Raw genomic sequence first — 25514 nt, 5'->3', positions numbered from 1 at the left:
GATTTCGCCGTGCGCTGGCTCAGGATCGCCATAGGCTTTACCGTCACCTTGCTGACGCTGCTCTGCATGCTCCCGGCCCAGGCCGCGCCAGGCAGTGGCTGGGCGGTATTGCTCGACGAACAGGGCGACCTGACGCTGAGCGACATCCGCTCGGCCCGCTACACCAACCAATTCAGCCCCATTGACCTCGACCGTCTCCAGGCCGCCGAGCCCGACGGCGCACTGTGGCTGCGCTTCCGACTTGCTCCCGACAAGCATGAACAGATCCTGCGGATCTTCGCGCCCGACTTGTCGCGCCTGAATCTCTATGTGCTGGACGGCGATGCCCTGGTCGACCAGCAGATCACCGGCAATGCCCTGCCACGCAGTGAACACTCGGTGCCGAGCAGCGATTTCATGCTGGCCCTGCCCCGCAGCGATAAACCGCTGGACGTCTACCTGCGACTGGCATCCCGACACGAGCTGCGCCCGTACATCACCCTGCAACCGGCAATCACAGCGGCAGCGGATCAGAACCAGACCCTGATCTATGGCTTGCTGTTCGGCTGCATTACCATGCTGATCCTGCACAACCTCACCCGCTACGCCTACACCCGCTCACGCAGTTGCCTGTGGCTGGCGGCTTGTGAGGGGCTGCTGATGCTGAGCCTGGCCTTGTTGCTGAACCTGGCGGGGGGCTGGCTGCCCGACTGGCCGGCGGTGCAGACGCCGGGCGCCTATCTGGCTCTGTTGCTGACCGCACCTTGCGGCCTGATGTTCGCCTACCGATTCTTTGCACCCCTGGGACCGCATCCGCTGAACCGGCTGCTGCTGGGGGACATCGTATTCGTCATGCTGTGCTGCCTGTTGCTGTTGTTCGTCAACACCCTGCCGCTCAATATCATGACCTATGCACTGGTGGCCCTGGCGGGCTTGAGCATGCTGTTCGTCAGCGCCTGGCACTGGCAGAAGGGCTACCGCCCGGCACGCCTGTTTGTCGCGGCCATGGTGGTTTTCAACCTTGGCACACTGATCATTCTGCCCGCCCTGCAAGGCCTCACGGAGGTCGCTCCCCAAGGTCTGATCGTCACGTTGCTGGTATTCATCTGCATCAGCGGCCTGCTGATGAGCGTCGCCTTGGGTGAACGCCAGCGATCCATCAACGAGAGCCGTTTCAGCATCAGTCGCGACCTCGCCGCGAGCAATGCCGAGATCAATGCCAAGGCGGAATTCCTGGCCAAGATCAGCCACGAGATCCGTACCCCGATGAACGGCGTGCTGGGCATGACCGAGCTGCTGCTGGGTACGCCGCTGTCGGTCAAGCAGCGCGACTACGTGCAGACCATCCACAGTGCCGGCAACGAACTGCTGACGCTGATCAATGAGATCCTCGACATTTCCCGGCTCGAATCCGGTCAGATCGAACTGGACGATGTGCAGTTCGATCTCAATGCGTTGATCGAGGATTGCCTGAGTATCTTCCGCGCCAAGGCCGAGCAGCAGAATGTCGAGCTGATCAGTTTCATCCAGCCCCAGGTACCACGGGTGATCAGCGGTGATCCGACACGGCTGCGCCAGGCGCTTCTGAGCCTGTTGGAAAACGCCTTGAAGAAGACCGACGAAGGCGAGGTGCTGATCGTCGTGGCCCTCGACGAGCGCAGCAGCGAGCCACGCCTGCGCATCGCCGTGCAGGACAGCGGTTTGCCCATGGACGCCGAAGAGCGCGACACGCTCATGCATGCGGAACTGCATAGCAAGAACTTCCTGTCGGCCACGCGCCTGGGCGGCAACCTGGGCCTGGTCATCGCCCGGCAGTTGATCATGCTGATGCACGGGGAGTTCGGCATCAAGAGCGGAAGCAACCAGGGCAACACCTTGTGGCTGACGCTGCCGCTGGACCCGGATCGCCTGGAGCATCCGACCTCCGATCTCGACAGCCCGCTGCAAGGCGCGCGGGTACTGGTCGTCGACGACAATGAGACCTGCCGCAAGGTGCTGGTGCAGCAATGCAGCGCCTGGGGCTTGAATGTCAGCGCGGTGCCATCGGGCAAGGAAGCCCTGGCGCTGCTGCGCACCAAGGCTCACCTGCGGGACTATTTCGACGTGGTGCTGCTGGACCAGAACATGCCCGGCATGACCGGCATGCAACTGGCGGCCAAGATCAAGGAAGACCCGAGCCTGAACCACGACATCCTGTTGATCATGCTCACCGGCATCAGCAACGCACCGAGCAAGATCGTGGCGCGCAACAGCGGAGTCAAGCGCATCCTCGCCAAACCGGTGGCCGGTTATACCCTCAAGACCACCCTCGCGGACGAACTGAACCAGCGCAACAAAGGCCATGCCCCCAATGCCCCATTGAATGCCGGTCCCGCCGCGCCGGTGAAAGTCCCGAGTGACTTCCGCATCCTGGTGGCCGAAGACAACAGCATTTCCACCAAGGTCATCCGCGGTATGCTCGGCAAGCTCAACCTGCAACCCGACACCGCCAGCAACGGCGAGGAAGCCCTCAAGGCCATGAAGGAACGGCACTACGACCTGGTCCTGATGGATTGTGAGATGCCGATCCTTGACGGGTTCTCCGCCACCCAGCAGCTGCGGGCCTGGGAAATGAGCAACCAGCGAACCCGTACGCCCATCGTAGCGCTCACGGCCCACATCCTGGCCGAGCATAAGGAACGGGCCCGCCAAGCCGGGATGGACGGCCACATGGCCAAGCCGGTGGAGTTGTCGCAACTGCGCGAGCTGATCGAGCACTGGGTCGCCCAACGCGAGCAACAGAACCGCACGGTGCAAACGTCCTGAGCCGACAGACGTCACACCGCCTGATAGACTCCCGTCGTCTTCCTCCGCCTTGAGCCCCAACCATGCTCCATGTGCTGTTCAGCGTTTATCTGAAGATGCTGGTGCTCTACAGCCCCTTCTTCGTGTTGTCGTGCTTTATCGGCCTGACCCGTGGCTACTCGCGCAAGGAGCAGCGACGCCTGGCCTGGAAGGTCGCGATCGCGACACTGGTCTCCAGCGTATTGCTGTATTTGTTCGGTCGGGTGATTTTCAGCGTATTCGGCATTACCGTGGATGCGTTCCGTATCGGTGCCGGCAGCGTACTGTTCATCTCGGCGCTGGGCATGGCCCAGGGCAAGTCGGCCGTACAGACCGACAATGTCCAGCAGGACGTGACCATCGTCCCGCTGACCATTCCATTGACCGTCGGCCCCGGTACCATCGGCGCGCTGCTGGTGATGGGCGTGAGCCAGCCGCACTGGGACGACAAACTCATGGCCATTATCAGCATTGCCCTGGCCAGCTTCACCGTCGGGGTCGTGCTCTATCTGTCCAGCCGCATCGAACGGATTCTGGGTGACCAGGGCTTGCAGATCGTCAGCCGCCTGATGGGGTTATTTGTCTGTGCGTTGGCGGCACAGATCATCTTCACCGGGGTGAAGGGCTACCTGATGCCGTAGCACCGCTGACCGGTCACCCTTGCTTGCGGCGATTGAAGCGCTTTCGCAGCACCTCCTTGCGATGTTCGCCCAGGTATTGCTCGATGTCCGACCTGAACTCTTCGTAACGAGCCGGGTTGAACGTCACAAAGGATTTACCGCGAAAGATTTCCCGCGCCGACGATTGCCAGTTCACGAAAAGAACCCCGCCGTTATTCGAGGTTCCGGTCTGCCTTATGGAGGCAGACGAGGCAATCAGGATACCGTTGGCCAACTGCTCGCAGGGAATGACGGAGAGACGGGCGCCCTCGGGCGTCTTGACCTGGCTGTTGTACAGATTGAGGGTTTGCTTATCCTGCTTCAGCCCGTCAATCGTGGTGTTCACCACCGCACCGAGCACCGACGCTGCCGGGACACTGGCTTTCACCCCATCGATGATTCCCTTGACGATGTCGCTGATCACGAAGTCCATGTCTACGCGCTGGGAACGCTCGGAGTAGCGGGTGTAGCCGTCATCGGCAACGAAACATCCGAGGTCATGCAGACACCGGATAAACGCGTCATACCACGCCAAGGTGTTCTTGCCGCCAGGTACTTCAAAGTTGGCCTCCATGATGGCCATGGTCATCAGGTTCTCCATGATCGCCATGTTGGTGAGCGACATGTTGGCGCCGTAGCCTACCAGCGCGTTTCCCAACATCAGCGCGTCCAGGTCCTGGGTCGGGCTGTCCTGCAGTGCAGCGGACCGACGCACACGCCGGCCGGCAGAGACCAGCGCCTTGCGCCTGTTGATGCGTGCACCGATCAGTTCAATACTCTGCTCGACACTTACTTCACTTTCAAACTGTTCCATATATAACTTCCCTGGTTATGTAATGACCACTCCTGCGATCAAACAGCAATCTAATTTACCCTTCAGGCAAACTGCAACTTTCAGCTTATTGCAACATATTTAGCTCTTCTCCCCCCCCGACAAACATCCGGATTTAAATCAACCCATCCACTCACTTGAATTCACCGGCCACCGTTGTATTTATAAAAGACAACTTTGACGGAGATTCCCATGAACAACCCATTACTGACCGGCCTGGTCACGGGCCCTAACCTGCTCTCCTATATCGAGATGCTTTCCCCGCAGGATCACAACGACATCGCGGACTGCAATAGCATTGCCACCCGATCAGCCGACCTTGGCCATAACCGCTATACAGACTCTAAAAGCTGGTTCGAAGAGTATGTCCGCACATTGAATTTCCTCGGCTGGGCGCTCTATGACGACACCATCCTCACCCGCACTCGGCACTTCGTCTCGGGCTCGGTGGCAGATTTCCTGGTTCAGGGCGCCCAGACCATGACGGACTCCCGACAGGCGAATGCAATGATCGATACCCTCGACGCCCTGAAAGCCAATCAACCGGCAATGCTGTCCTTCGACAGGGAAACCCGGCATGGCGAAACGTTTCAGATCATCCCGGCCCGCTACGACTCACGGAACAACGTCCATATTGCCGTCTATAAGCTCGAACTCAATATGGATATAAAAAAGCACAGATTTCTGTTCTGGGACTGGGAAAAGCGCTCGGCAGAAATCATCCAGCAACAGGCATTCTTCAAACTGGACAGGAATCATTTGAACAACAAAAGAGCCCTGATCAAAAAGAAGTTGAATGAACACCTCATGAGGCGATTCAACCTGAGAAGAGCCGCCCCATGAGCATCCATTCATCTGACCCATCTATAGATGGGTCTGATTAATTCACCGCATTGTTTTCCAGCGCCTTCGAGACGCTCAGCAACGCCTTAAGCGTGATGCTATTGCGCGGATCCGGCTGGGCGTCCAGGCGCTGTATCAACTTTGAAACGGCATAGCGTCGATGATCCTCGAAACTGAGCAACACCTCCCCGCGCAGGTTGATATCGCTGGCGTAAACTTCACGAATAATCACACTGTGTCCATTGTCAGGATCAATGATCACCAAGTGCTCATCGACAATGCTCAACAACAGTCTGGCCGGGTCAGACAGTTCCCAGATCAACTTGCCAGGTTCGACAGGTGCTCCGTCCAGGGAAGGTCGGCAGTCGAGAACGACCGATTCGAGCCTCAGCCAGGCCACCTTCGTCAGCCGGTAACTCACACTCCCCTGCCCCATGCGCAGGATCAAGGTCGTGACATCGTCCGGCAGCAGATCACCGATCTTCATCTTCTCACCGCCGACGACCAGCACCTCGCCGTCACGCTGGACGTAGCCAAGGGGTCCTGTCTCTTGCATGGCCGGATAGCTCAGCAGCCTGCCATTACTGTGTTCATGGAACAGCAGGTTGTCCGGTCGCCGGGTTCCCAGTACATCGAAGGTCCCTGTGAATTCGGCCCTGGGCACTCGAATCAAGCGCTTGTGCTCAGTGACGAACCATTTCAGGTCGTCGGGATCTTCCACGGTCAGTAGAGCACTGCGAAACGGCTGGTCCGCCAATCGCTCGAGCATCTCCTGCTTCCGGCCATCCTGGGCAGTGACCCACTCACGAGTCACGCCCGTGATCAACGCTGGCTCCCGACTCCGCAACGAAACCACGACACCTTCGGGCGTCACGCCACGCAGTCCGGTACCGTCGACCGTCACCTCGACAAATCGCCAGGGTGCCCATTCACGCTGCGCCTTGGGTAACGCGTCAGCCTGCAACACTTGCGTGCCCAGTCCAAAGACCGACTCAAGCTGCTGCGGATCGATGAACGCCTGGCGATGGACTTGCCCCTTGGATACATCGAATAACCAGGCCGCCTCGCCATCCGGAGTGACGCTCAGCAGGCGCATTTCCTTCCCATGCCCCGGTTCAGCCAGCAGCAGCCTGCTGCCGATGTACCAGGCACACAACGTCGCGTCACCGCTGAAGCTGGTCAGGCCGACAAGGGTCAGACACTCGGCGGCGTGTCGTCGGGCCAGCGGTTGCAGTGCAGACCACCAATGTGTCCGATTCCGGAACCATGGCTCGTTCATCCCCTCCAGGCTCAGGTCACCCTGGTCCGTGAGGGTGTAGAACAGACCGTCAGCAGTCAGCACCAGATACCCATTGTCGATGGCGATGATATTTTCCAGCTTCTCGTGCTGCTTCCACTTGCTTGACCACTGCCACTTGTCCGCCACCAGGGTGCGTCGCCGGCGGCAGAGTTCCTTCGCGGGCCTGTCGTACACGATGAACACATCGCTGCCGTCCTTCGGCGTGAGCAAAGTCAGATCCGTCATGTTCTTGATCGAGTCCGGCCAACCACGCAGATGGTTGTGTTTCGGCGCGGGGCGGATGATCAGTCGGTCGCTGCGACGAACCCAGGCCATGTCCCGCCACTGCGCGTCGATTTTCCAGCAGACCGACACAAAGGGGGCCGGCCGCCAATTGGCGGTGACGTAAGTCGCATCATTATCGACATACGGTGTGAAGGGGTAGCCGCTGCCCAGAACCTGAGTCCAGTCGGCCAATGTTTCGCTGGCACTGAAGACCGATTCCAGCGCCGGCCCTTCCTCCCGAGTCACCGAACTGAGCAGCAATTGCCCATCATGGATGACATAGACCAGCACATCGCGGGTCTGGTCCGCACGGGTGATTTGCTGTTCGATATGAATCACCCCCTGGGCGTCGGCCTCGACGCTGCGGATGCTGGTCGCCGCATTCTTTGCGCCCCGTAGCCAATAGCGATGACTCAACAGTCCGGTGTTCGCATCGACCTGCCAGATGATCAGGCCCTCCGGTTCATGGAAGTAGGCACTGTCGCCTGCCACCGCCCCCAGCAGTGCGTCATCGGTACCGGGGATCTCGTTACGGATGTACAGGAAACGGTCCTCCTTCGCCTCATACCAGGCCGTGACGTAACGGGGCTCGTCGGGCTTCTCGAAGGGAATCAGGTAGCGGTGGACCGGCGTGTAGGGCATCGCCAGGCGGTGACCTTGCGCCAGGCGCTTGAGGTGTGGCTGCAACGCCTGTCGATCCATGCCCGCAGGCACGTCCTGCTCGATAAGCGTGAGTTTGCGTTCGCCCAGCTCGACTTGGAACACCTGGTTGCCAGCGATCCGCAGCAGCACGTCATGAAAGCCCGTTCCCGTGAAGCTCACCTGGACGGCGCCCACGAACAGTTTCGCGTAGCGCTCGATCCGGATATCGCCCTCACTGGCCCAAGGGGCATCCAACACCCAACCCGAGCGCTGTCGGTTCAACGACTCGCATGTGAGGCTCACGCCGGGATTGAGGCCCACTGCGCAGCGCTTGCCTGCGCCTTTGATCCGATAGCTGATTTTTCCGTGCCATACCGCAGGCAGCACCGGCACCACCAGTGAACGCTCGGTCTCATCGAGCAACACGTCGATCACGGTTGGCCGGTAATCCGGGAGCATGCGGTACAGGATGTAGTCGCTCGGAAACGAATAGAACGAAAACAGGAACAGCCATCCACCATCCGCCTTCTTTTTTTCCAGCCGCCGTGCCGTGTCGAACCCGGTGTCATGGCGCAATCCCGCGAATGGCAGCGCCTTGTATTCATAGCGATAACAGGTTCTCGGCATGCAAGGCAGTACGATGGCCTGGCCGGCGGACGGGGTGAACCTGACTCGCTCGGTCAGGCGCAGCTCCCGACGGATATCGATCGCCCGGTCATAATCGTCATCGAACGTCGGCACGCCGAAATGATCTCGCAACGGATACAGCCTCGGGCTGTCCAGGACCAGTTCGCCGCGGACCAGATCCAACGTGCCGACAATCAGTGACGGACGTGGCAACCAGGCTTCGCTGTGGGCGTCAAACCGGTAGGCCTGGAGATGGGCCTTGCTCAGTTCATCGAAGAACAGCCCGACCTGCTTGGCCTCTTCGGCGATGGCGGCAAATCCCTGGGCCACTGCCGTCACCCCTACCGCCAAGCCGCCCAGGATCACGGCGGCCCCGCCAAGAAACGCACCGGCAGTGGTGGCGCCGACCGTGAGCGCTCCCGCCGACAACATCAGCCCGGCCGAATCGAAAGCCAGTTGAGTACCGAACCGGGCGCGCTCGATCTCGCTGGACGCGGTCGCCAACTGATATATATCGAACCCGACATTCGCCAGTTGCAGCACGCCTCCGGTCGCCTCGCTCACGCTGGAACCCACCGCCGCCCTGACCACAGGCGCAACAGTACGGGCAATCAGCTTTTCTTCCGCCAACGCCTGTCGGACCAAACCTACCAAGCCCGCTACATCGGCCACGTTGCCATGGACCAGTTGTGCGTAATTGATATAGCCATGCAACCGGACCGCCAGGGACAAAGGACGATCCGGACCTTCCCGATCAGTCAACGCGGACATCAGCGCCTGTATGCTGAAGCCGGCGTTGAGGGTGTGAACGCTGCCCACTTCGGCAGGCTCGCTCGGGACCAAGGGTTTGTTGGCCAGGGCCAGGAAACGCTCCGAGAGGTAGTTCTTGATGCGCAGGAGTCGATGGTCGTCGGAGATGACCCGCACCAGTTGCCCGGGGTCTTTCGGATCGATCAGGTTGATCCGATACGACCCGTCCGAGGTGATCTCCAGGGTTTCGAACAACGGCACAAGTTGCGGTGCCAGTTGGTTCTGCTGCCGGAGTTGGGCCGTGACCTCTGCAATGCGCTGTCCCCACCAGTGACCATCCAGCGCCAACAGACTGCTGCCGAGTCGAGGATTGTTCATGAGCGATTGCCCGCGGGCACTGGCCAAGCGCTGCCTGACAGGGGGTTGCGTATGCCCAGGCAAGGCACCCGGTTGCAGCAGTTCCGAGACCCGGATCGAACCGGGTAGCAGGGCTTTCGACACGCGTTCACCGTCCAGCTCGATCAGCTCGAACGCCGGACGAGCCGCATCACCGTACGCCGCATAGTGAATGGCCATTTCCTGCTGGATAAAGAACCGCTCCAGTGCCTGCCTGAATCGAGTGGCATGCTCGAATTCGAAGACGCCGAAATTCGGATCGTAGAAGTGATAGGTGCTGCGCTCGCCGTCGAAGGTCCTGGCCACCAGCATGGCGTGGTTGTCGGAATTGAGCATCAACGTGCCGGTGTTTGTCCTGGCTTGCAGCGTCTCCACGACCCGCTTCAGATCCGAGCGCCCCAAGGCATTGCCGACATCACTGAGCTGCACTTCACGCAACGCTTCCACACCTTGCAGGAACGTCACGCAATCGCTTGCCTCAGGCTCGATGGCACCCAGGTAGAAGCGCTCGCGCAGGGTGGTGAGCGCCGCCTTCCCCGTCGCCATGGCTGCCGCCATGACCAGGGCCAGTGGATAACAGCGTCCGCCCACCGTGTCGCCTTCGCCCTGAAGCAGCAAATCCTGGGGAACAAGCTTGATCGTGTCAGCCTCGAAGCCGTCCAGGACAGTCGCCAGGCGCTCGGTGATCCGGTCACGGTACTCAAGCTTCGCCACCTGCTGGATCCGGGCAACATGCCGCCCCCACTGGCGCAGTGTCAGGGGCTGCTCCAGCGCCTGCTTCTTCAAGCCCAGGGCGGTGTCGGAATGCCCGGGCGGCCCACCGCTCGGGTCGGCCAACCCGGCCTGGAAAGCCGACGCTTGAAGCTTGAACAAGACACGCTCAATCGTCGCGTAGTTACCCGCGATGCCGCGCTCGTCGAGGTTGTTGGCCAGGTTATCCAATTGGGGGCGAGCCGCCTCGAAGCTGCGGTTATCCAGCGCCTGCGCGCCGATCAACGCCCCCACCAGCAGGCGTTGCAACGGGCTCAGTTGAGCCACTTCGAAACTGCCCTTGGCCAGACGGCCCAACAGTTCAACGATAGACAAACGCTGGGTCTGCGCATCGCTCAAGGAGGCGGGGGGCAGCAACTTCGCGGCCTGGTCGCGGATCGACTGGCGCTCCGCAAAACTCAACACGATGGCCTTATCGAAAGACACCACGCCGGTATGACTGCGATTCATCGTGCTCATGAAGGTGTCACCCAACTCATCGGCCAGACGCTGCAGCAACTCGGTGGATAGCACATGGCGGCCCTCCAGTACCGGCCAGCCTTCGTCGAACTGGAGCGAGCGGTACTTGAGCAGCTCTGCCATGTCACCGGCATAACGGGCCTTGAAGCGGCCTTCCTTCCAGCGCTTTTGCTCGTTGGCGAGCCATTGCGCGGTATCGCTTTCGTTCTCCTTCCAGGAGTGGTCCTGCTCTTCCTCGGTGGCCAGGTTAACGCTGGTGACCGCCGGGATGGCGGCTTCCGCTCGCCACCGTTCAGCCGTTCGAGGCGTGAAATGCGCCCTCAGGTGAGCCGCCATGCCCTCGAGCATGGCGCCAGGTCCGGTCAGGTAGATCGTCACTTCGCTCTGGGGGCGGATTCCATCGCTGTAGTAGGTAGCGGCGGCCTGCACCAACAAAGACGTGGTCATTTCCACCTCCGGTGGCAACTCATGCAAAACGCCAAACACCTGGGTCGCCGCCTGCTTTGCAACACGGGCCATGGCGTCGACATCGGTAAAGGCAACGTTCTGTTCATCGGCCAGGCGAGCGGTGGCATCGACGATTTCATAGTTGAGCCTGAAACGATCGAGCACGGCCTCGAGCATTGCCGAACCTGGGTGGGCCATCAGAAACGCGTTGCTCAACGAGTTCCGTACCACAACGGCGCGCAGCTCGTATGGGCGAGCCAAACGCTCCACCGGCATGCGAAAAACGCGGTTCAACTCGGGTTTGCTGTCCGCGAAGCCCTTGAGTGCCTCACGACTTTGCGATGGGATCTGCTCCAGATAATCCATGTACTTGTTGCGCAAGGTCTGGCGACCCGGCATCCAGTCGGGATTTCGATCAAGCAACAACTGCAGCGTGCCCAGGAGCGCGTCGGTCTTGAACCCGCGAATGTCGACTGACCCCAATTTTTCCAGCAAGGGTGGCAGACAGTCGACGTCGGCATATCGGCCGCCCTCCCTGAACAGCGCCTCGGCGCGCACGACATCGGAGGCTGAGGCAAAATTGCCACGCAGGCTGATCTCGCGTTCGTAGATGTCTTTCAGTTGGAGCCCTTCACCCCGGGCCAGATCACGTAGCGCCAAGTTCCCTTCGGCCAATACCTGCAGGCTGCGCCGGTTATCGGCCTTCAGGGTATGGAGCCGCGCCTTGTCCTGGCCGTAGGCCCGAACCAGCAGGTCCACTCGCGCATCATCGGCACTGCCGCCGTTTTCCACGGCCTTCTTGATATGGGCATACATCTGTTGCTTGAGGACGATGGCACGTTCTTCATAAAGGTCACCCAGTTCAGATGCATCGGTACTATCCTTCCCACCGCTGGACATGGCATCCGCCTTGGCGGCTTCGACAATAATCCGGTTGGTTTCATAGGCCAGCAGTGCATCACTGTCATACCAGAGATAAAGTTGATGCCCCTCGGCGCCCATCACGTGTTTCCAGATATTGATGTAGTCGCGCTGAATGTCGCCAACGCCTCCGCCGAGCCAGGCAAAGTGCAGTTTTTTCGGCACTTCCGTGGCCGCTACTTTCAATTGATCGAGACTGTTTTGTAGGCGCGCTTCAAAATCCTCTACCTGGTTTTGAATGTGCACCAGATCCACAGGAGCGGAGCCGCCAGTTGGCGTCAGCTCAGCCGCGCGGCGCCGACGGCTGCCCCGCAATGCCGTCAACGCCTGCTTGAGCAGTCCCAGCGGTTCCAACAGGTCTGACGCATCCTGCACGGCAATGCAGCCGGAGTAATATCGGAGCACCGCATCATATTGATCATCACCCTTGTAGGGCACTAACGCCTGTTCAAGATCCTTGAGTTTTAGTACACCCTTGAAATCGACATAACCCGCAGCCGATGAAAATCTGCTCTCACTCATAACAACACTTCCATTTATCGTATATGAATAGCCGAAGCCACTTCCAGGCAACGGCAGCCCACACATGCACTCAGGCATCCGGGCATTAAACTTTAAAGAGTGACACTCTCGATAAGCGCGGATAAAAGTAACCTAGCGCCCAGCCACGACTCAACCAATAAGAAAACCAATAAATTTCCAAATAAGAAACAACTTCATGTTACAGGCACAGCATGCCCGTAACTTGATGTCATAGAGCGGTTATATATAACCAAAGACAGTCAGTAGATAACAGATTCGAGAAACGACGGCAGCCCGAGCGGGCTGCCGGGTTGCGTCAGAGCGGCTTGCTGCCATACCAGCGCGGCGTGTATACCCACTCGCCGCCGTCGGCACGGGGAAATACGCAGGTGGTCGAAGACCCGACCAGGACCATGGTACGCATGTCGACCTGGTCCGGGGTCAACTGCCCCAGCGTCGTGACGCGCAGGGTCTGGCCCGGACGGCCGATATCACGCCCCAGGACCACTGGCGTCTGCGCGGTTCGATGCTGGGCGACAATCTCCAGCGCCCGCCCCAGTTGCCAGGGCCGGGAACGTGAGATGGGGTTGTAGAACGCCAGCGCGAGATCCGCTTGTGCCGCCAGGTCCAGGCGTTTCTCGATGATCGACCAGGGCTTGAGGTTGTCCGACAGCGACAGCACGCAGAAGTCATGACCCAGCGGCGCACCGGCCTGGGCGGCCGTGGCCAGGGAAGCCGAGACACCCGGCAGGATCTGCAGATCGACAGCGTGCCAATGGGTATTCGTCGACTCATGCAGCGCTTCCAGCACCGCGGCGGCCATGGCGAACACCCCTGGATCGCCGGATGACACCACCACCACGGAGCGTCCCTGGGCCGCCAGTTCGAAAGCATGGCGGGCGCGTTGCAGCTCTTCGCGGTTGTCGGTGCAGTGTTGCACCTGATCGGCCCGGAACGGCCCGGCCATGCGCACGTAGGTTTCGTAGCCCAGCACGTCGTTGGCGCGGTCGAGTTCGGCGCGCACCGCTGGCACCATCAACTCGGCCGCCCCCGGGCCCAGACCGATCACCGCCAGGCGCCCCCGTGGACGGCCGATCCGTTGCGAATCCAGGGGCTGTTCGGCCACTGCGATGGCGAGGCTGCCCATGACCCGAATCGCTGCCGGCTGGCCGAGGGCCTCGCTCAACCCTCCCTCGATGTCGTCGCTGGCGGAGACAAAGCGCAGTGGCACGCCCAGGGTCGAAGCGGCTTCGTGCAGCTCTGCACGGGTCATGTCGCTATCCGCTGCCAACAGGCAGGCCAGCGATTGCAGCGCAAGGCCGGCGTGACCCAGGGCATCGCCAATGGCGACCGCTACGTCCGTCGCCCCAGCGCCCAGTGCCACCGCTACGTTACGCGGATAGATACGCAGCTCATCAGTCGCGGGCACTCCGGCAGCACAGTCGACGCGGATGGCCAGACGTGCCTGTTGATCCTGGGGCAAGTGCGCCTGATCCAGCCACGGCGCGGCCCCTTCGATGCGCACCGGCTCGCCGGCCAGCAGATCGGACACGAAGCGCTTGCCCTGCTCCAGATCGTCGAGACGGTAGCCGCTCGGAGGATTGAGCAGGCAAGTGCCGAAACGCAATTCGCCGCTGGTGGTGATCGCCGGGGCGACTTGCAGGGCGGTCGCGATGTCCCGGGCCATGACGTTGACCCCGCCCAGGCCACCGAGCAAGGGCACCACGGCACTGCCGTCTTCGGCCACGGCCAGCACGGCGGGCTCGGCGCCTTTTTCCAGCAGCAGCGGCGCCAGGGTGCGGATAACGATGCCCGCCGCGCACAGGGCGATGATGGGGGTGTCCTGCTGATAGAGCTCGCGCAGCGTAGCGCCGAACTCCAGGTAGTGACGGTCCACGCCCTCGACCCGCCCGGCCAGGCCGTGGATCAAGGCATCGGGATAGCACTGCTGGACCCGCCGGGCCGTTGCGAGGCTGCCCGGACCGAGGATAACGATTGCCGGTGCCTTGAACGTCATCCCTGCCACCGTTCGCCCGGCACGATGATCAACGAGAAATACGGCGAGGACATTGGCTCGACTTCATCCAGCGGCACGATTTTCTGGTTGGCCATGGTCGCCCGTTCGACGTACAACGCCCGGCCATCCAGGCCCAGTTCCCCGAGCACCTGGCGGACCTTGGGGAAATTGCGCCCCAGCTTCATGATCACCGCGGCATCGGCATCGGCCAACCGGCGCTTGAGTTCGTCATGGGGCAGCACACCCGAGAGCACCGACAGGCTCTGGTTGCGGTACACCAGCGGCGCGCCGAGCACCGAGGCTCCGCCCAGCATCGAGCAGACGCCGGGAATGACTTCGGCGTCGTAGTGCTCGGCCAGGCGATCGTGCAGGTACATATACGAACCGTAGAAGAACGGATCACCCTCGCAGATCACGGCCACGTCGCGACCGGCATCCAGATGCACGGCCACCTGTTCGGCGGCGGTGTCGTAGAAGTCGGCAATCACCTGCTCATAGGACAGCGGCGCCGGCAACGCCTCAGTAGTGACCGGGTACACCAGCGGCATCAGCGTCTGCGCCTCCTGCAGGTGCATCTCGATGATCCCGAAGGCGTTGCCCTTCTTGCCCTTGGCGACGAAGTACGCCACCACGGGGGATTCGCGCAGCAGGCGCAGGGCCTTGAGGGTAATCAGTTCCGGATCACCGGGGCCCACGCCGAGGCCGATCAGACGTCCACGCTGCTGCATCATTCAATCTCCGTGGCGAGGGCATTGACGGCGGCCGCAGCCATGGCGCTACCGCCGAGTCGACCTTGCATGATCACGAACGGCACGCCACGGCTGTTGGCCGCCAACATCGCCTTGGACTCGGCGGCGCCGACGAACCCCACCGGAAAGCCCAGGATCAACGCGGGTTTCGGTGCGCCGGCGTCGAGCATCTCCAGCAGGTAGAACAGCGCGGTGGGCGCATTGCCGATCACCACGACGCTGCCTTCCAGATGTGGACGCCATAGTTCCAGGGCCGCCGCCGAACGGGTGTTGCCCAATTCACGGGCCAACTGCGGCACGCTCTCGTCGCGCAAAGTGCAGATCACCGGGTTGTTGGCCGGCAGGCGAGCGCGGGTCACGCCCTCGCTGACCATCCGCGCATCGCACAGGATCGGCGCACCGGCAGCCAGGGCCTGACGCCCGGCCGTGCCCGCGCCTTCGGAAAACTGCAGCCCATCGACCGCCTCGACCATGCCGCAGGCATGGATCACCCGTACCGCGAGTTTTTCCAGATCGGCAGGAATGCGCGCCAGGTTGGCCTCGGCGCGAATGATCGCGAAGGAGTTGCGATAGATCTCCTGACCGTCGCGGATGTAATCAAGCATCAAAGGGGGCTCCGGGGGCGAGCGTCGAGCCATTGGCCGACCGCTTCAATAGTCAGATTGTGCGCCTGCAACGCGCCGAAACCCGGCTGCGTGGCATCGCGAAAATAGAGGTCGTAACGACCGGGAGCGACCGCCAGCAAGGTGGCGGGCGCGATATGGGCCGCCGCGCAGGAGCGCGGGCAGCCGGACAAATGGATCTTCATCCCATGACCTTGGGATTGCAGCACGTCGGCCAATCGCCGGGCATCGGCCTTGGTGTCGGCCAGGGCCTTGCCGCAGCCACTGGAGCCGGTGCAGGCGATGAGGTGTGCCAACGGTTGTTCCGCCGAACACAGCAGGCCCAACCCTTCGAGCCGCGCCAGCACTTCATCCGCGTCCTCGCGGTGTACGTTGGGCAACAACAGGCTTTGCCATGGGGTGAAACGAAGGCTGCTGTCACCCTTCTCCCGGGCCAGTTGCGCCAGGCCTCGCAGCATGACGGCGTCGAGTCGGCCAAGGGGCGCCGCGGCGCCCACGTAGACACGTTCGTCATGTTGGGACTGGATGCCGAGGTGCAGTCCATCTATGGACCCGACGCGCTGCCAACCAGTACACGGCTGCAGTGGGATCCGGCGGGCCAGTTGCTGGATGAATTCAGTGTCGGGAAGTTCGGCCAGCAGGTGGCGCAGGCGAATCTGGTCCGGGCGAGCCAGGTCGAGAAACAGCTCCAGCACCGCCAGCACCAACCCATGTCCTTCGGCCAGGGGGACCGCGCCTGCCGGCTCATCCAGGGGCGAGCCCGCCAACCCGAACGCCAGCCAGGACTCGCCGTGACGCATGAACGCCGACAACCACAGGTCATGGTGATGATCGAGCATCGCCAGCGCCTCGCCGCCGTCCAATTGCACGGCGAACTTGGCCGACAGCTCGTGGAATCGATCGTGGGTCTGCAGGCTGAGCAGAATCTGCGCGGCCAACGGGCGGGTGTCCAGCAGCATCTGCCGGTCAATGCCGGCCGTGGGGCTGAGCATCAGGTTGCGCACATCGTCGCCGGCCGGCGTGTGAGGACCGAGACCCGCGACCAGCAATGACTCGATCAGGGCGGCGTGTTCAGTGCCGATTCCGCGAATCTGCAGATTGGCCCGGTTGGTCGCCTCGATCACGCCACCAGCGAACTGCTCGGCCGCCGACGCTACGGCTTCGGCCTGATCCGCCTGGATAGCGCCGCCATCGAGCTTGATCCGGCAGATGCCACCGTCCAGCGCCTGGACGACACGCAGCAACCCCGGGCAACCCGAGGGGCGTATGACGTTGGAGGATCGACGTTCGTTCAAGGGAAAACCGGTCAATGGGACACACCGCATCGGCGAAGGACCGCCATTATGCCTGCTTTGCCAGGGGGCATGAAAAGCTTGCCCGTCGGATTATGTGCAGCGCCGCCAGGAATGTGAGGCGCGAGCTGGCTGGCGATAGCGGTCTGGCTGGCAAGGTGGGGCTGAATGGACCGACGCCATCGCGAGCAGGCTCGCTCCCACAGGGGATCTGTGGCTGGCACAAATCAAGTGGGCAACCTCACTCCAATGTGGGAGCGAGCCTGCTCGCGAAGCGGTCTGTCTGTGACGGTGATGTTGAATGAAGCACTGCCATCGCGGGCAAGCCTTGCTCCCACAGGGGATCCGCGGCTGGCACAAATCAAGTGGGCAACCTCATTCAAATGTGGGAGCGAGCCTGCTCGCGAAGCGGTCTGTCTGTGACGGTGATGTTGAATGAAGCACTGCCATCGCGGGCAAGCCTTGCTCCCACAGGGGATCTGTGGCTGGCACAAATCAAGTGGGCAACCTCACTCCAATGTGGGAGCGGGCTTGCTCGCGAAGCGGTCTGTCTGTGACGGTGATGTTGAATGAAGCACTGCCATCGCGGGCAAGCCTTGCTCCCACAGGGGATCTGTGGCTGGCACAAATCAAGTGGGCAACCTCATTCAAATGTGGGAGCGAGCCTGCTCGCGATAGCGGTCTGTCTGTGACGGTGATGTTGAATGAAGCACTGCCATCGCGGGCAAGCCTTGCTCCCACAGGGGATCTGTGGCTGGCACAAATTAAGGGGGCAACCTCATTCAAATGTGGGAGCGAGCCTGCTCGCGATAGCGGTCTGTCTGTGACGGTGATGTTGAACGGAACACTGCCATCGCGGGCAAGCCTTGCTCCCACCGGCGCGGTATGATGGCGGCCCGGTTCGCGGGACTGATGTGCCCGTCGAGCAACCCTACCCATTCGAGGAACAGAGATGACCCCCTGGCTGACCGTAGTGGGCATCGGCGAAGACGGCTTCAAGGGCCTGGGCCGAACGGCTCGCCATGCCCTGTTGCGGGCGACGCGGATTCTCGGCAGCGCTCGCCAACTGGCGTTATTGCCGGTGTGCATTCGCGGCGAACGGGAGCTGTGGCCAAGCCCGTTTTCCCTGGAGCCACTGCTGGCGCGACGGGACGAGCCGGTGTGTGTGCTGGCCAGCGGCGATCCGATGTTCTATGGCGTTGGCGCCAGCCTCGCCAAACATGTGCCAAGCGAGCAGATGCTGGTCATTCCGGCGCCATCGTCATGCTCGCTGGCGGCAGCGCGCATGGGCTGGCCGCTGCAGGAGGTGGTCACGCTGTCGCTGGTGGCGCGTCCTCTGGCAGCGCTCAATGCCCATTTATCCACAGGCGTCCGGCTGTTGTTGCTGAGCAATGACCGCCACAGTCCCGCTGCAGTGGCGTCATTGCTGCGCGAGCGCGGGTTCGGCCCCAGCCCCATGACGGTGCTGGAACACCTTGGCGGCCCGGCAGAACGGCGGATCGAGAGCTGCGCGGCGCACTGGTCCGAGCCGGACATCACCGACCTGAACCTGATCGCCGTCGAGTGCCGGGCCGATCCCTCGGCGCTGCGCCTGTCACGCCTGGCCGGTTTGCCGGACACCGCGTTCGAACATGACGGCCAATTGACCAAGCGCGACGTACGCGCCATCACCCTGGCCCGTCTCGCCCCGATGCCCGGCGAATTGCTCTGGGACGTCGGCGCCGGCAGCGGCTCCATCGGCATCGAATGGATGCGCGCGCACCCGGCCTGCCGAGCCCTGGCCATCGAGGCCGACGACGGCCGCCAAGGCTTGATCGAACGTAACCGCGATACCCTCGGCGTACCCGGTCTGCAACTGATTCGCGGACGAGCGCCCCAGGCACTCGAGGACCTGGAGCGACCGGATGCCGTATTCATTGGCGGCGGCGTCACCCGTGAAGGCGTGCTCGACACCTGCTGGGCCCAACTCAAGCCCGGCGGCCGGCTGGTCGCCAATGCCGTGACCCTGCAAAGCGAGATGACGCTCATGAACTGGCGCGAACTCCATGGCGGCGAACTGACCCGCATCCACATCGCCCAGGCCCAACCATTGGGCGAGTTCGACACTTGGCGCCAGGCGTTGCCGATTACCCTGCTGGACCTGGTAAAGCCCCTCGATGCGTGACGAAACCGCCGAACAACCCGCCCCCCTGCGCAGCGGCCTGACCACTGGCAGTTGCGCCACGGCCACCAGCCTCGCGGCGGCGCGCCTGTTGCTGCAAGGCCATTGCGCCGATGCCGTGGAGATCGTGTTGCCCAAGGGCAAACAGGTGCAGATGCGCCTGGAGTTCTGCCGGTTGACCGGCCAGGGCGCCGAGGCCGGGACGATCAAGGACGCCGGCGACGACCCCGACGTGACCCACGGTGCGCTGTTGTTTTCCCAGGTGCGTCTGACCGCCGAACCGGGGGTGCGTTTCGTTGCCGGGCGCGGCGTCGGCACGGTGACGCGACCGGGTCTGGTACTGGCGGTCGGTGAGCCGGCGATCAACCCGGTGCCGCGCAAGATGATCGGCGATCACCTGGACCGGTTGGCCGAAGAAACCGGCTATACCGGCGGTTTCGAAGTCACAGTCAACGTCGAGGGCGGTGAAGCCCTGGCCTTGAAAACCATGAACCCACGGCTGGGCATCCTCGGCGGCCTGTCGATCCTCGGCACCAGCGGCATTGTCCGGCCCTTCTCCTGCGCGGCCTACATTGCCTCGATCCATCAGGGCATCGACGTGGCGAAAACCAACGGTTACCTGCACATCGCGGCCTGTACCGGCAATGCCAGCGAAGACACCATGCGCCGGGTCTACAACTTGCCGGAAATCGCCTTGATCGAAATGGGCGACTTCGTCGGGGCCGTGCTCAAGCATGTGCGCAAGGTCCCAGTCGACAAACTCAGCCTCTGCGGTGGCTTCGGCAAGATCAGCAAACTCGCCGCCGGTCACATGGACCTGCACAGCCGTCATTCGAGCATCGACCTGCCACAACTGGCCGACTGGGCGGCCGCAATCGGCGCCGACGAGGTCTTGCAGAAAGGCATCCGCGAGGCCAACACCAGCCAACAGGCCCTGGCGATGGCCAGCGCCGCCGGCATCGCCCTCGGCGACACGGTGTGCGAGCACGCCCTGGCCTTCGCCCGTAGCGTCGTGCCGTCCCAGGTTCAAGTCGAAGTCTTCGCCATCGACCGCCAAGGCGGGATCGTCGGCCACGCCGGAGCCTTTACATGAAACGCATTCTGCTGCTGGGCGGCGTCACCGAAGCCTTGGCCATCGCGCGCACCCTCGGCCCTGAACACATCTACAGCCTGGCGGGCGTAGGCCGTGTCCCCGCTGACCTGACCTGCCAGGTACGGGTCGGCGGCTACGGCGGCGCTGAGGGCCTGGCGCAATTCATCCGCGACCAGGGCATCAGCCTGCTGCTGGACGCCACCCATCCCTACGCCGCCCGGATCAGCCACAACGCCGCCCACGCAGCCCGCGCCTGTGACATCCCCTGCTGGGCCCTGCGCCGCCCGGCCTGGCAGCCCCGCCATGGCGATGACTGGCGCGAAGTGGCCGACTGGGCCGAACTGATCCAGGCCCTGAAACCCTTCCACCGCCCCCTCTTCACCCTCGGCCGCGAACCACTGCAACATCTGCATGAAATTCCCCCGGAGCAATTCTGGACCCTGCGCGCCCTGGACGTGTACCCCGGCAACGAACGCTGCGAAGTCATCGGCGCCCGCGGGCCGTTCCACCTCGACGACGAACGAGCGCTGTTCGAGCGGCGGCAGATCGATGTGCTGGTCAGCAAGAACAGTGGCAGCACCGCAACCGAGCCGAAGCTGGAGGTGGCGCGGGAGCGTGGGGTGCCGGTGTTGGTGTTGAGGCGGCCGGTGTTGGCGGGGGTGGATCGGGAATTCTGGACGCTGGATGAGATGTTGTCGGCGCTGTCGATGTAACTCTACCGACCTTCACGATCCGGCCGCACTGAGACTACGAACCCAGACTACATCGCCTTGCGCCGCTGCCTACAACTGCGCCAGAATCCGCCGGCTTGTGGACCTGGGAGCGCATCGGTAGCTTGGACTCCGTCACTGCCCCTCAGTGATCGGGTTTAGTCGCCCGTGGCTTTCAGCTGGTTCATAAGCTCCGTCCAGTCAGGTATTCAACCTGCACTTGATGGTGGTTGTGCGCAGGGCGCCCTCGGGCGCGCCGGTAATGCTGAACTCCCCGGTCGACTAACCTGCGTACAGCCGCCTCCCTTCGTTTAGTCGCGAAGCCGTTGCGGTGGCGAGGAGGGTTTAGCGAAACGTCACACCACTGCGCTTTGTGGGAGCAAGGCTTGCCCGCGATGAACGCGACTCGGTTCCAAGATAAACCGCGTCGGCTTCATCGCGGGCAAGCCTTGCTCCCACAGTGTCGACTCAACCCAATGGGGAATAAATCTTCTCGCCACAAATATTCACTAGCTATTGGAGTCTTTGAAGGTAGTCCCATGGCCCTCACACGAAACTACAAACACACGATTGTCGAACGCGCCAGGCGTGACCCTGAGTTTGCTCAGCTACTGTTGGAGGAGGCGCCCTCAATGACCGGAACATTCACACGCTTCGATGCTGCTATTTATCTCAAAACGCCTGAGGAAATGACCGCGTATCTGGATGCCTGTTTCGACGAGGACGATGGCGACGCCGTACTGGTACGAGCGGCTCTCGACGATATCGCTCGAGCAAAAGACATGACGCCAATTGCCCTCGATGCGGATGGTGACCAATTGAACGTCGACTGATATCTCGCCACGACAGCGCTCATCTGGCGATCTGTTGCTATTGTTAACCCCAGCCCTGCGACCCTACACCGCACATGGCTTTTTTACTTCCAGCCTGCGATCAGGCTAAATACCGCCACCTGATCGCCCAACCGAGCGGATTCGCCCATGTCCCGACAACGGCTTGCATTTGCCTGGATCGCCTGCTTCGCAGTGCTGTTCAACATGCTTGCCATGCCGCTTTCCGGCAGCGGGGCAGTGCAGAAGAACGCGCCGGTCGAGCAGCTGTTGTGGGGCAGTTTCTGTTCCTCCAGTGGCACGAAGCTGGTGGCGATTTCCCTGGGCAAGCTCGAACAGGGCACGCCCCGCAACGACGACCATTCGACCATGCAGCATTGCTGGTGCTGCGCAGGCTCGGCGTCGTTGGTGGCGCTCACTGGACAGGCTCCGCGGCTGTATCTGACTCCACAGCCTGCCCATCACGGCCTTGTCCACTTGGCGTTCGACAGCCCCACGCCACGCCAGCAATGGCCGAGCCTCAACCCCCGCGCCTCGCCTCTGGTCTGATTCCCACCGCATAAAAACAATTGCGTCCTGAATCGTTCCGGAGAATCACCCATGTTGAACAGACTTATCCTGCTGGCTGCCCTGCTGCTTCCCGTCGGCTTCGCTCACGCTCATCAGTACAAGGTCGGCGACCTTGAGATTGCCCATCCCTGGTCCCAGGAACTGCCGCCCAACGCCCCTACCGTGGCTGCTTATTTCGTGATCCACAATACGGGCTCAAAGACGGACAAACTGCTCAGCGTCGACACGCCGATTGCCGGCAAGGCCGAGCTCCACGAACACGTGAAGCAGGACGACCTGATGAAGATGCAACCCGTGCCTGTGGTTGCGATTGCTCCTGGCGCTACCGTCACTTTTGCCCCCATGGCTTACCACGTCATGCTGCTGGACCTGAAGGACCGCAGCCTGCTGAGCGACGGCAAGCGCTTCGCCATGACTCTGCATTTCGAGAAAGCCGGGGATGTCACGGTCGACGTTGCGGTGCAGAAAAAAGCCCCCGAAGGCACCATGACCGAAGCCCACATGCACTGATAGCTGCCCATGGGTCTTCCCCGCGCCAGGCCTGACATGCCCCGCCGCCAGCCGATGAGCCTGGCACGCGGCAGTTGGATCAGCCTGTTCGCCATGCTGATGATCTTTGTCGGTCCACTGATTTCTCAGTCGATGCCGATGGATCAGCACATGCCTGCGTCCATGACGATGAGCATGGACATGTCCGCAGGAGCTCTTGCCGGACATGAGGCAACGACAGCCGAACACTGCCCGCCCCAGAACGGGCATCACGCGCTGTGGGAGAAGTGTGGCTATTGCAGCCTGCTGTTCAACTGTCCGGCTTTGCCCGGAGAGCAGTCCCTCGCCTTTTTCGACACCCCAACGGCCAACACCTACACCACTCCGTCCCCGCGCCTGGGTCATGCCCGGCCGTCCTTCTTCCCTGGTGCCCGTACCCGCGCACCGCCCCTCGACGCGTAAGCCCGACACTTACCAACCCGGTCGCACAAGACAGCCCAGGCTGCCCGACCGTGTCGTCTACGTCTGTTCGATGGAATTATCATGTCCAGGTTTCCTGCCGGCATCGCTTTGGGTACTGCCCAGGCCAGTTGCCCTCCAAATGAGGCTCGGGTGCGTTTTCACCCTGCCGTCGCCGCCGTCTGCGGCCTGTTGCTCACGTCTCATGCGCTGGCCGATGAGCACGACCATCATGAAAGCCAAGTCGAGGAACTGAGCCCGACGGTCATCACCGCCATCGCGCCCAGCTCCCCTCTGACCGTGGTCAGCAACCCCAAGGACCCGCGCCAACCGGTCCCGGCCAGTGACGGCGGTGACTACCTCAAGACCATTCCCGGCTTCGCCCTGGTGCGCAACGGCGGCACCAATGGCGATCCGGTGCTGCGAGGCATGTTCGGCTCGCGACTGAATATCCTCACCAACGGCAGCACGCTGCTGGGCGCCTGCCCCGGCCGGATGGATGCGCCCACCTCCTACATCTCACCGGAAACCTACGATCAGCTCACGGTGATCAAGGGCCCGCAAACCGTGCTGTGGGGCCCGGGAGCGTCGGCCGGAACCATCCTGTTCGACCGCAAGCCGGAACAGTTCGGCGAGTTGGGCACAAGGGTCAACGCCAGTGTGCTGGCCGGCTCCAACGGTCGTTTCGACAAAGTGCTGGACGCTGCTGCGGGCGGGTCGTTGGGCTACGTACGAGTGATCGGCAACACCGCTCATTCGGACGATTACCGCGATGGCAACAACGACACGGTGCCGTCGCGCTACGACAAGTGGAACGGTGACGTCACCCTTGGCTGGACGCCGGATACCGATACGCTGCTGGAGCTGACCGCCGGCAAGGGCGACGGCGAGGCGCGCTATGCCGGGCGAGGCATGGACGGCGCACAGTTCAAGCGTGAAAGCCTAGGGCTGCGTTTCGAACGGTCGAACCTCGGCGAGGTGCTGGATAAGATCGAGGCACAGGTCTACTACAACTACGCCGACCATGTGATGGACAACTACACGCTGCGCACCCCCTCGGGCACCGGGATGATGGCCGGGCCCATGGCGTCCAACGTCGACCGACGCACACTCGGCGCGCGTATCAAGGCCACCTGGCGCTGGGCCGATGTGCAGTTGATCAGCGGCCTGGATGCCCAGACCAACGAACATCGCCAACGCAGCAGCATGGGCGTCGACACCTACAAGGAACTGCCGCGCACCAAGGATGCCGACTTTCACAACTACGGTGTTTTCGGTGAACTGACCTGGTACGCCGCCGACCGCGACAGGCTGGTCACCGGCGCCCGTCTCGACCGGGCTTCGGCCCAGGATTACCGGCAGAGCATAGGCTCCGGCATGATGGTTCAGCCCAACCCCACTGCCGACGAGACCCGCGCCGATACCCTGCCCAGCGGTTTCGTCCGCTACGAACACGACCTGGCCGACAGCCCCACGACGGTTTATGCCGGCCTGGGCCACGCGCAACGCTTCCCTGACTACTGGGAGCTGTTCTCGCCGGATGACGGACCCACCGGCTCGCTGAATGCCTTCGATTCGATCAAGCCGGAAAAAACCACCCAGCTCGACTTCGGCCTGCAGTACGAGACCGAAACCCTCGAAGCCTGGGCCTCGGGTTATGTCGGGCAGGTGCGCGACTACATCCTGTTCGACTACACGCCCGGCATGATGGGCAGTACCTCCCGGGCCGAAAACATCGACGCACGGATCATGGGCGGCGAATTGGGGGCGGCCTACCAACTGACTGAACGCTGGAAGGCCGACGCCACCCTGGCCTATGCCTGGGGCAAGAACAGCAGCGACGGCAGTGCCCTGGCACAGATGCCGCCGCTGGATGCGCGCCTGGGCCTGACCTACAGCGCCGACCGCTGGAGCGCCGGAGCCTTGTGGCGCGTGGTGGCGGCGCAACACCGGGTCGATGAGAACAGGGGCAACGTGGTGGGCAAGGACTACGGCAAGAGCTCGGGTTTCGGGGTCTTCTCCGTCAATGGCGCTTACCGCATCAACACGCACTGGAAGGTCAGCAGCGGCGTCGACAACCTGTTCGGCAAAGCCTACGCCGAACACCTGAACCTGGCCGGCAACGCCGGGTTCGGCTACCCGGCCAGTGACCCACAAGCCATCAACGAACCGGGGCGCACGCTCTGGACCAAGGTGGACATTAGTTTCTGACAACATCGCGGGCAAGCCTCGCTCCCACAGGCACTACCCAACCCAGTGGGAGCAAGGCTTGCCCGCGCTCGGTCG

The 25514-nt window shown here is 62.2% G+C and carries 17 protein-coding genes; 11 read left to right on the top strand and 6 right to left on the bottom strand.

Going from position 1 to position 25514, the window contains the following annotated elements; translation table 11 throughout:
- The first annotated feature begins 9 nt into the window (after positions 1–9).
- Positions 10–2784, top strand: a complete 2775-nt coding sequence (locus QZH45_RS04025; protein WP_055135343.1) for a hybrid sensor histidine kinase/response regulator — start codon at positions 10–12, stop codon at positions 2782–2784.
- A 62-nt stretch (positions 2785–2846) separates the two neighbouring features.
- Complete coding sequence (locus QZH45_RS04020) at positions 2847–3443, top strand: MarC family protein (RefSeq protein WP_024781411.1); 597 nt, start codon at positions 2847–2849, stop codon at positions 3441–3443.
- A 13-nt stretch (positions 3444–3456) separates the two neighbouring features.
- Here the strand turns inward: QZH45_RS04020 and QZH45_RS04015 are convergent, their stop codons facing one another.
- Entirely contained in the window at positions 3457–4275 is an 819-nt protein-coding gene (locus QZH45_RS04015) for a hypothetical protein (protein ID WP_055135344.1), read from the bottom strand.
- Between the two features lie 210 nt (positions 4276–4485).
- Here QZH45_RS04015 and QZH45_RS04010 point away from each other — a divergent pair, with 210 nt between their 5' ends.
- Positions 4486–5136, top strand: coding sequence for a hypothetical protein (locus QZH45_RS04010; protein WP_024781413.1), 651 nt, complete (start codon positions 4486–4488; stop codon positions 5134–5136).
- Between the two features lie 37 nt (positions 5137–5173).
- Here the strand turns inward: QZH45_RS04010 and QZH45_RS04005 are convergent, their stop codons facing one another.
- From QZH45_RS04005 to cobG, 5 genes are all read right to left on the bottom strand, one after another.
- The gene (locus QZH45_RS04005) at positions 5174–12235 is read right to left on the bottom strand and encodes a TcdA/TcdB pore-forming domain-containing protein (RefSeq protein WP_055135345.1); all 7062 of its coding nucleotides are present in this window, start codon (positions 12233–12235) and stop codon (positions 5174–5176) included.
- Positions 12236–12551: 316 nt separating this feature from the next.
- Positions 12552–14252 carry a precorrin-3B C(17)-methyltransferase gene (gene cobJ / locus QZH45_RS04000; RefSeq protein ID WP_053194200.1) on the bottom strand — a complete coding sequence of 567 codons (1701 nt, stop codon included), beginning with the start codon at positions 14250–14252 and terminating at the stop codon, positions 12552–12554.
- Complete coding sequence (locus QZH45_RS03995) at positions 14249–14980, bottom strand: precorrin-2 C(20)-methyltransferase (protein ID WP_053194202.1); 732 nt, start codon at positions 14978–14980, stop codon at positions 14249–14251. The genes cobJ and QZH45_RS03995 overlap by 4 nt, the downstream gene beginning before the upstream one ends.
- Positions 14980–15606: a precorrin-8X methylmutase gene (locus QZH45_RS03990; protein WP_024781417.1), complete on the bottom strand. Its 627-nt coding sequence runs from the start codon at positions 15604–15606 to the stop codon at positions 14980–14982. The genes QZH45_RS03995 and QZH45_RS03990 overlap by 1 nt, the downstream gene beginning before the upstream one ends.
- Positions 15606–16919, bottom strand: coding sequence for a precorrin-3B synthase (gene cobG / locus QZH45_RS03985; RefSeq protein WP_033035306.1), 1314 nt, complete (start codon positions 16917–16919; stop codon positions 15606–15608). The genes QZH45_RS03990 and cobG overlap by 1 nt, the downstream gene beginning before the upstream one ends.
- A 949-nt stretch (positions 16920–17868) precedes the next feature.
- Here cobG and QZH45_RS03980 point away from each other — a divergent pair.
- The 8 genes from QZH45_RS03980 to QZH45_RS03945 all read left to right on the top strand — a co-directional run bounded on the left by QZH45_RS03980 (position 17869) and on the right by QZH45_RS03945 (position 25439).
- Positions 17869–19080: a bifunctional cobalt-precorrin-7 (C(5))-methyltransferase/cobalt-precorrin-6B (C(15))-methyltransferase gene (locus tag QZH45_RS03980; protein WP_024779232.1), complete on the top strand. Its 1212-nt coding sequence runs from the start codon at positions 17869–17871 to the stop codon at positions 19078–19080.
- Positions 19073–20170: a cobalt-precorrin-5B (C(1))-methyltransferase gene (locus QZH45_RS03975; protein ID WP_024779231.1), complete on the top strand. Its 1098-nt coding sequence runs from the start codon at positions 19073–19075 to the stop codon at positions 20168–20170. The genes QZH45_RS03980 and QZH45_RS03975 overlap by 8 nt, the downstream gene beginning before the upstream one ends.
- Positions 20167–20883, top strand: a complete 717-nt coding sequence (locus QZH45_RS03970) for a cobalt-precorrin-6A reductase (protein WP_055136259.1) — start codon at positions 20167–20169, stop codon at positions 20881–20883. Before QZH45_RS03975 ends, QZH45_RS03970 begins: the two co-directional genes overlap by 4 nt.
- A 536-nt stretch (positions 20884–21419) precedes the next feature.
- Positions 21420–21713, top strand: a complete 294-nt coding sequence (locus tag QZH45_RS03965; protein ID WP_231995002.1) for a DNA-binding protein — start codon at positions 21420–21422, stop codon at positions 21711–21713.
- 147 nt (positions 21714–21860) lie between these two features.
- Positions 21861–22259 (top strand): DUF2946 domain-containing protein, encoded by a 399-nt coding sequence (locus QZH45_RS03960; protein ID WP_024779229.1) that lies wholly within the window; start codon positions 21861–21863, stop codon positions 22257–22259.
- A gap of 51 nt (positions 22260–22310) precedes the next feature.
- Positions 22311–22790, top strand: a complete 480-nt coding sequence (locus tag QZH45_RS03955) for a copper chaperone PCu(A)C (RefSeq protein WP_024779228.1) — start codon at positions 22311–22313, stop codon at positions 22788–22790.
- Between the two features lie 54 nt (positions 22791–22844).
- Complete coding sequence (locus tag QZH45_RS03950) at positions 22845–23231, top strand: DUF2946 domain-containing protein (protein WP_122319401.1); 387 nt, start codon at positions 22845–22847, stop codon at positions 23229–23231.
- An 81-nt stretch (positions 23232–23312) separates the two neighbouring features.
- Positions 23313–25439 (top strand): TonB-dependent copper receptor, encoded by a 2127-nt coding sequence (locus tag QZH45_RS03945; protein ID WP_432783626.1) that lies wholly within the window; start codon positions 23313–23315, stop codon positions 25437–25439.
- Positions 25440–25514 lie beyond the last annotated feature (75 nt).

The sequence above is a fragment of the Pseudomonas corrugata genome (assembly GCF_050920615.1).
In the GTDB taxonomy this organism is placed as follows: Bacteria; Pseudomonadota; Gammaproteobacteria; order Pseudomonadales; family Pseudomonadaceae; genus Aquipseudomonas; species Aquipseudomonas corrugata.
The sequence above is the reverse complement of the archived record's forward strand: the minus strand, read 5'-3'. Positions and strand labels throughout refer to the sequence as shown.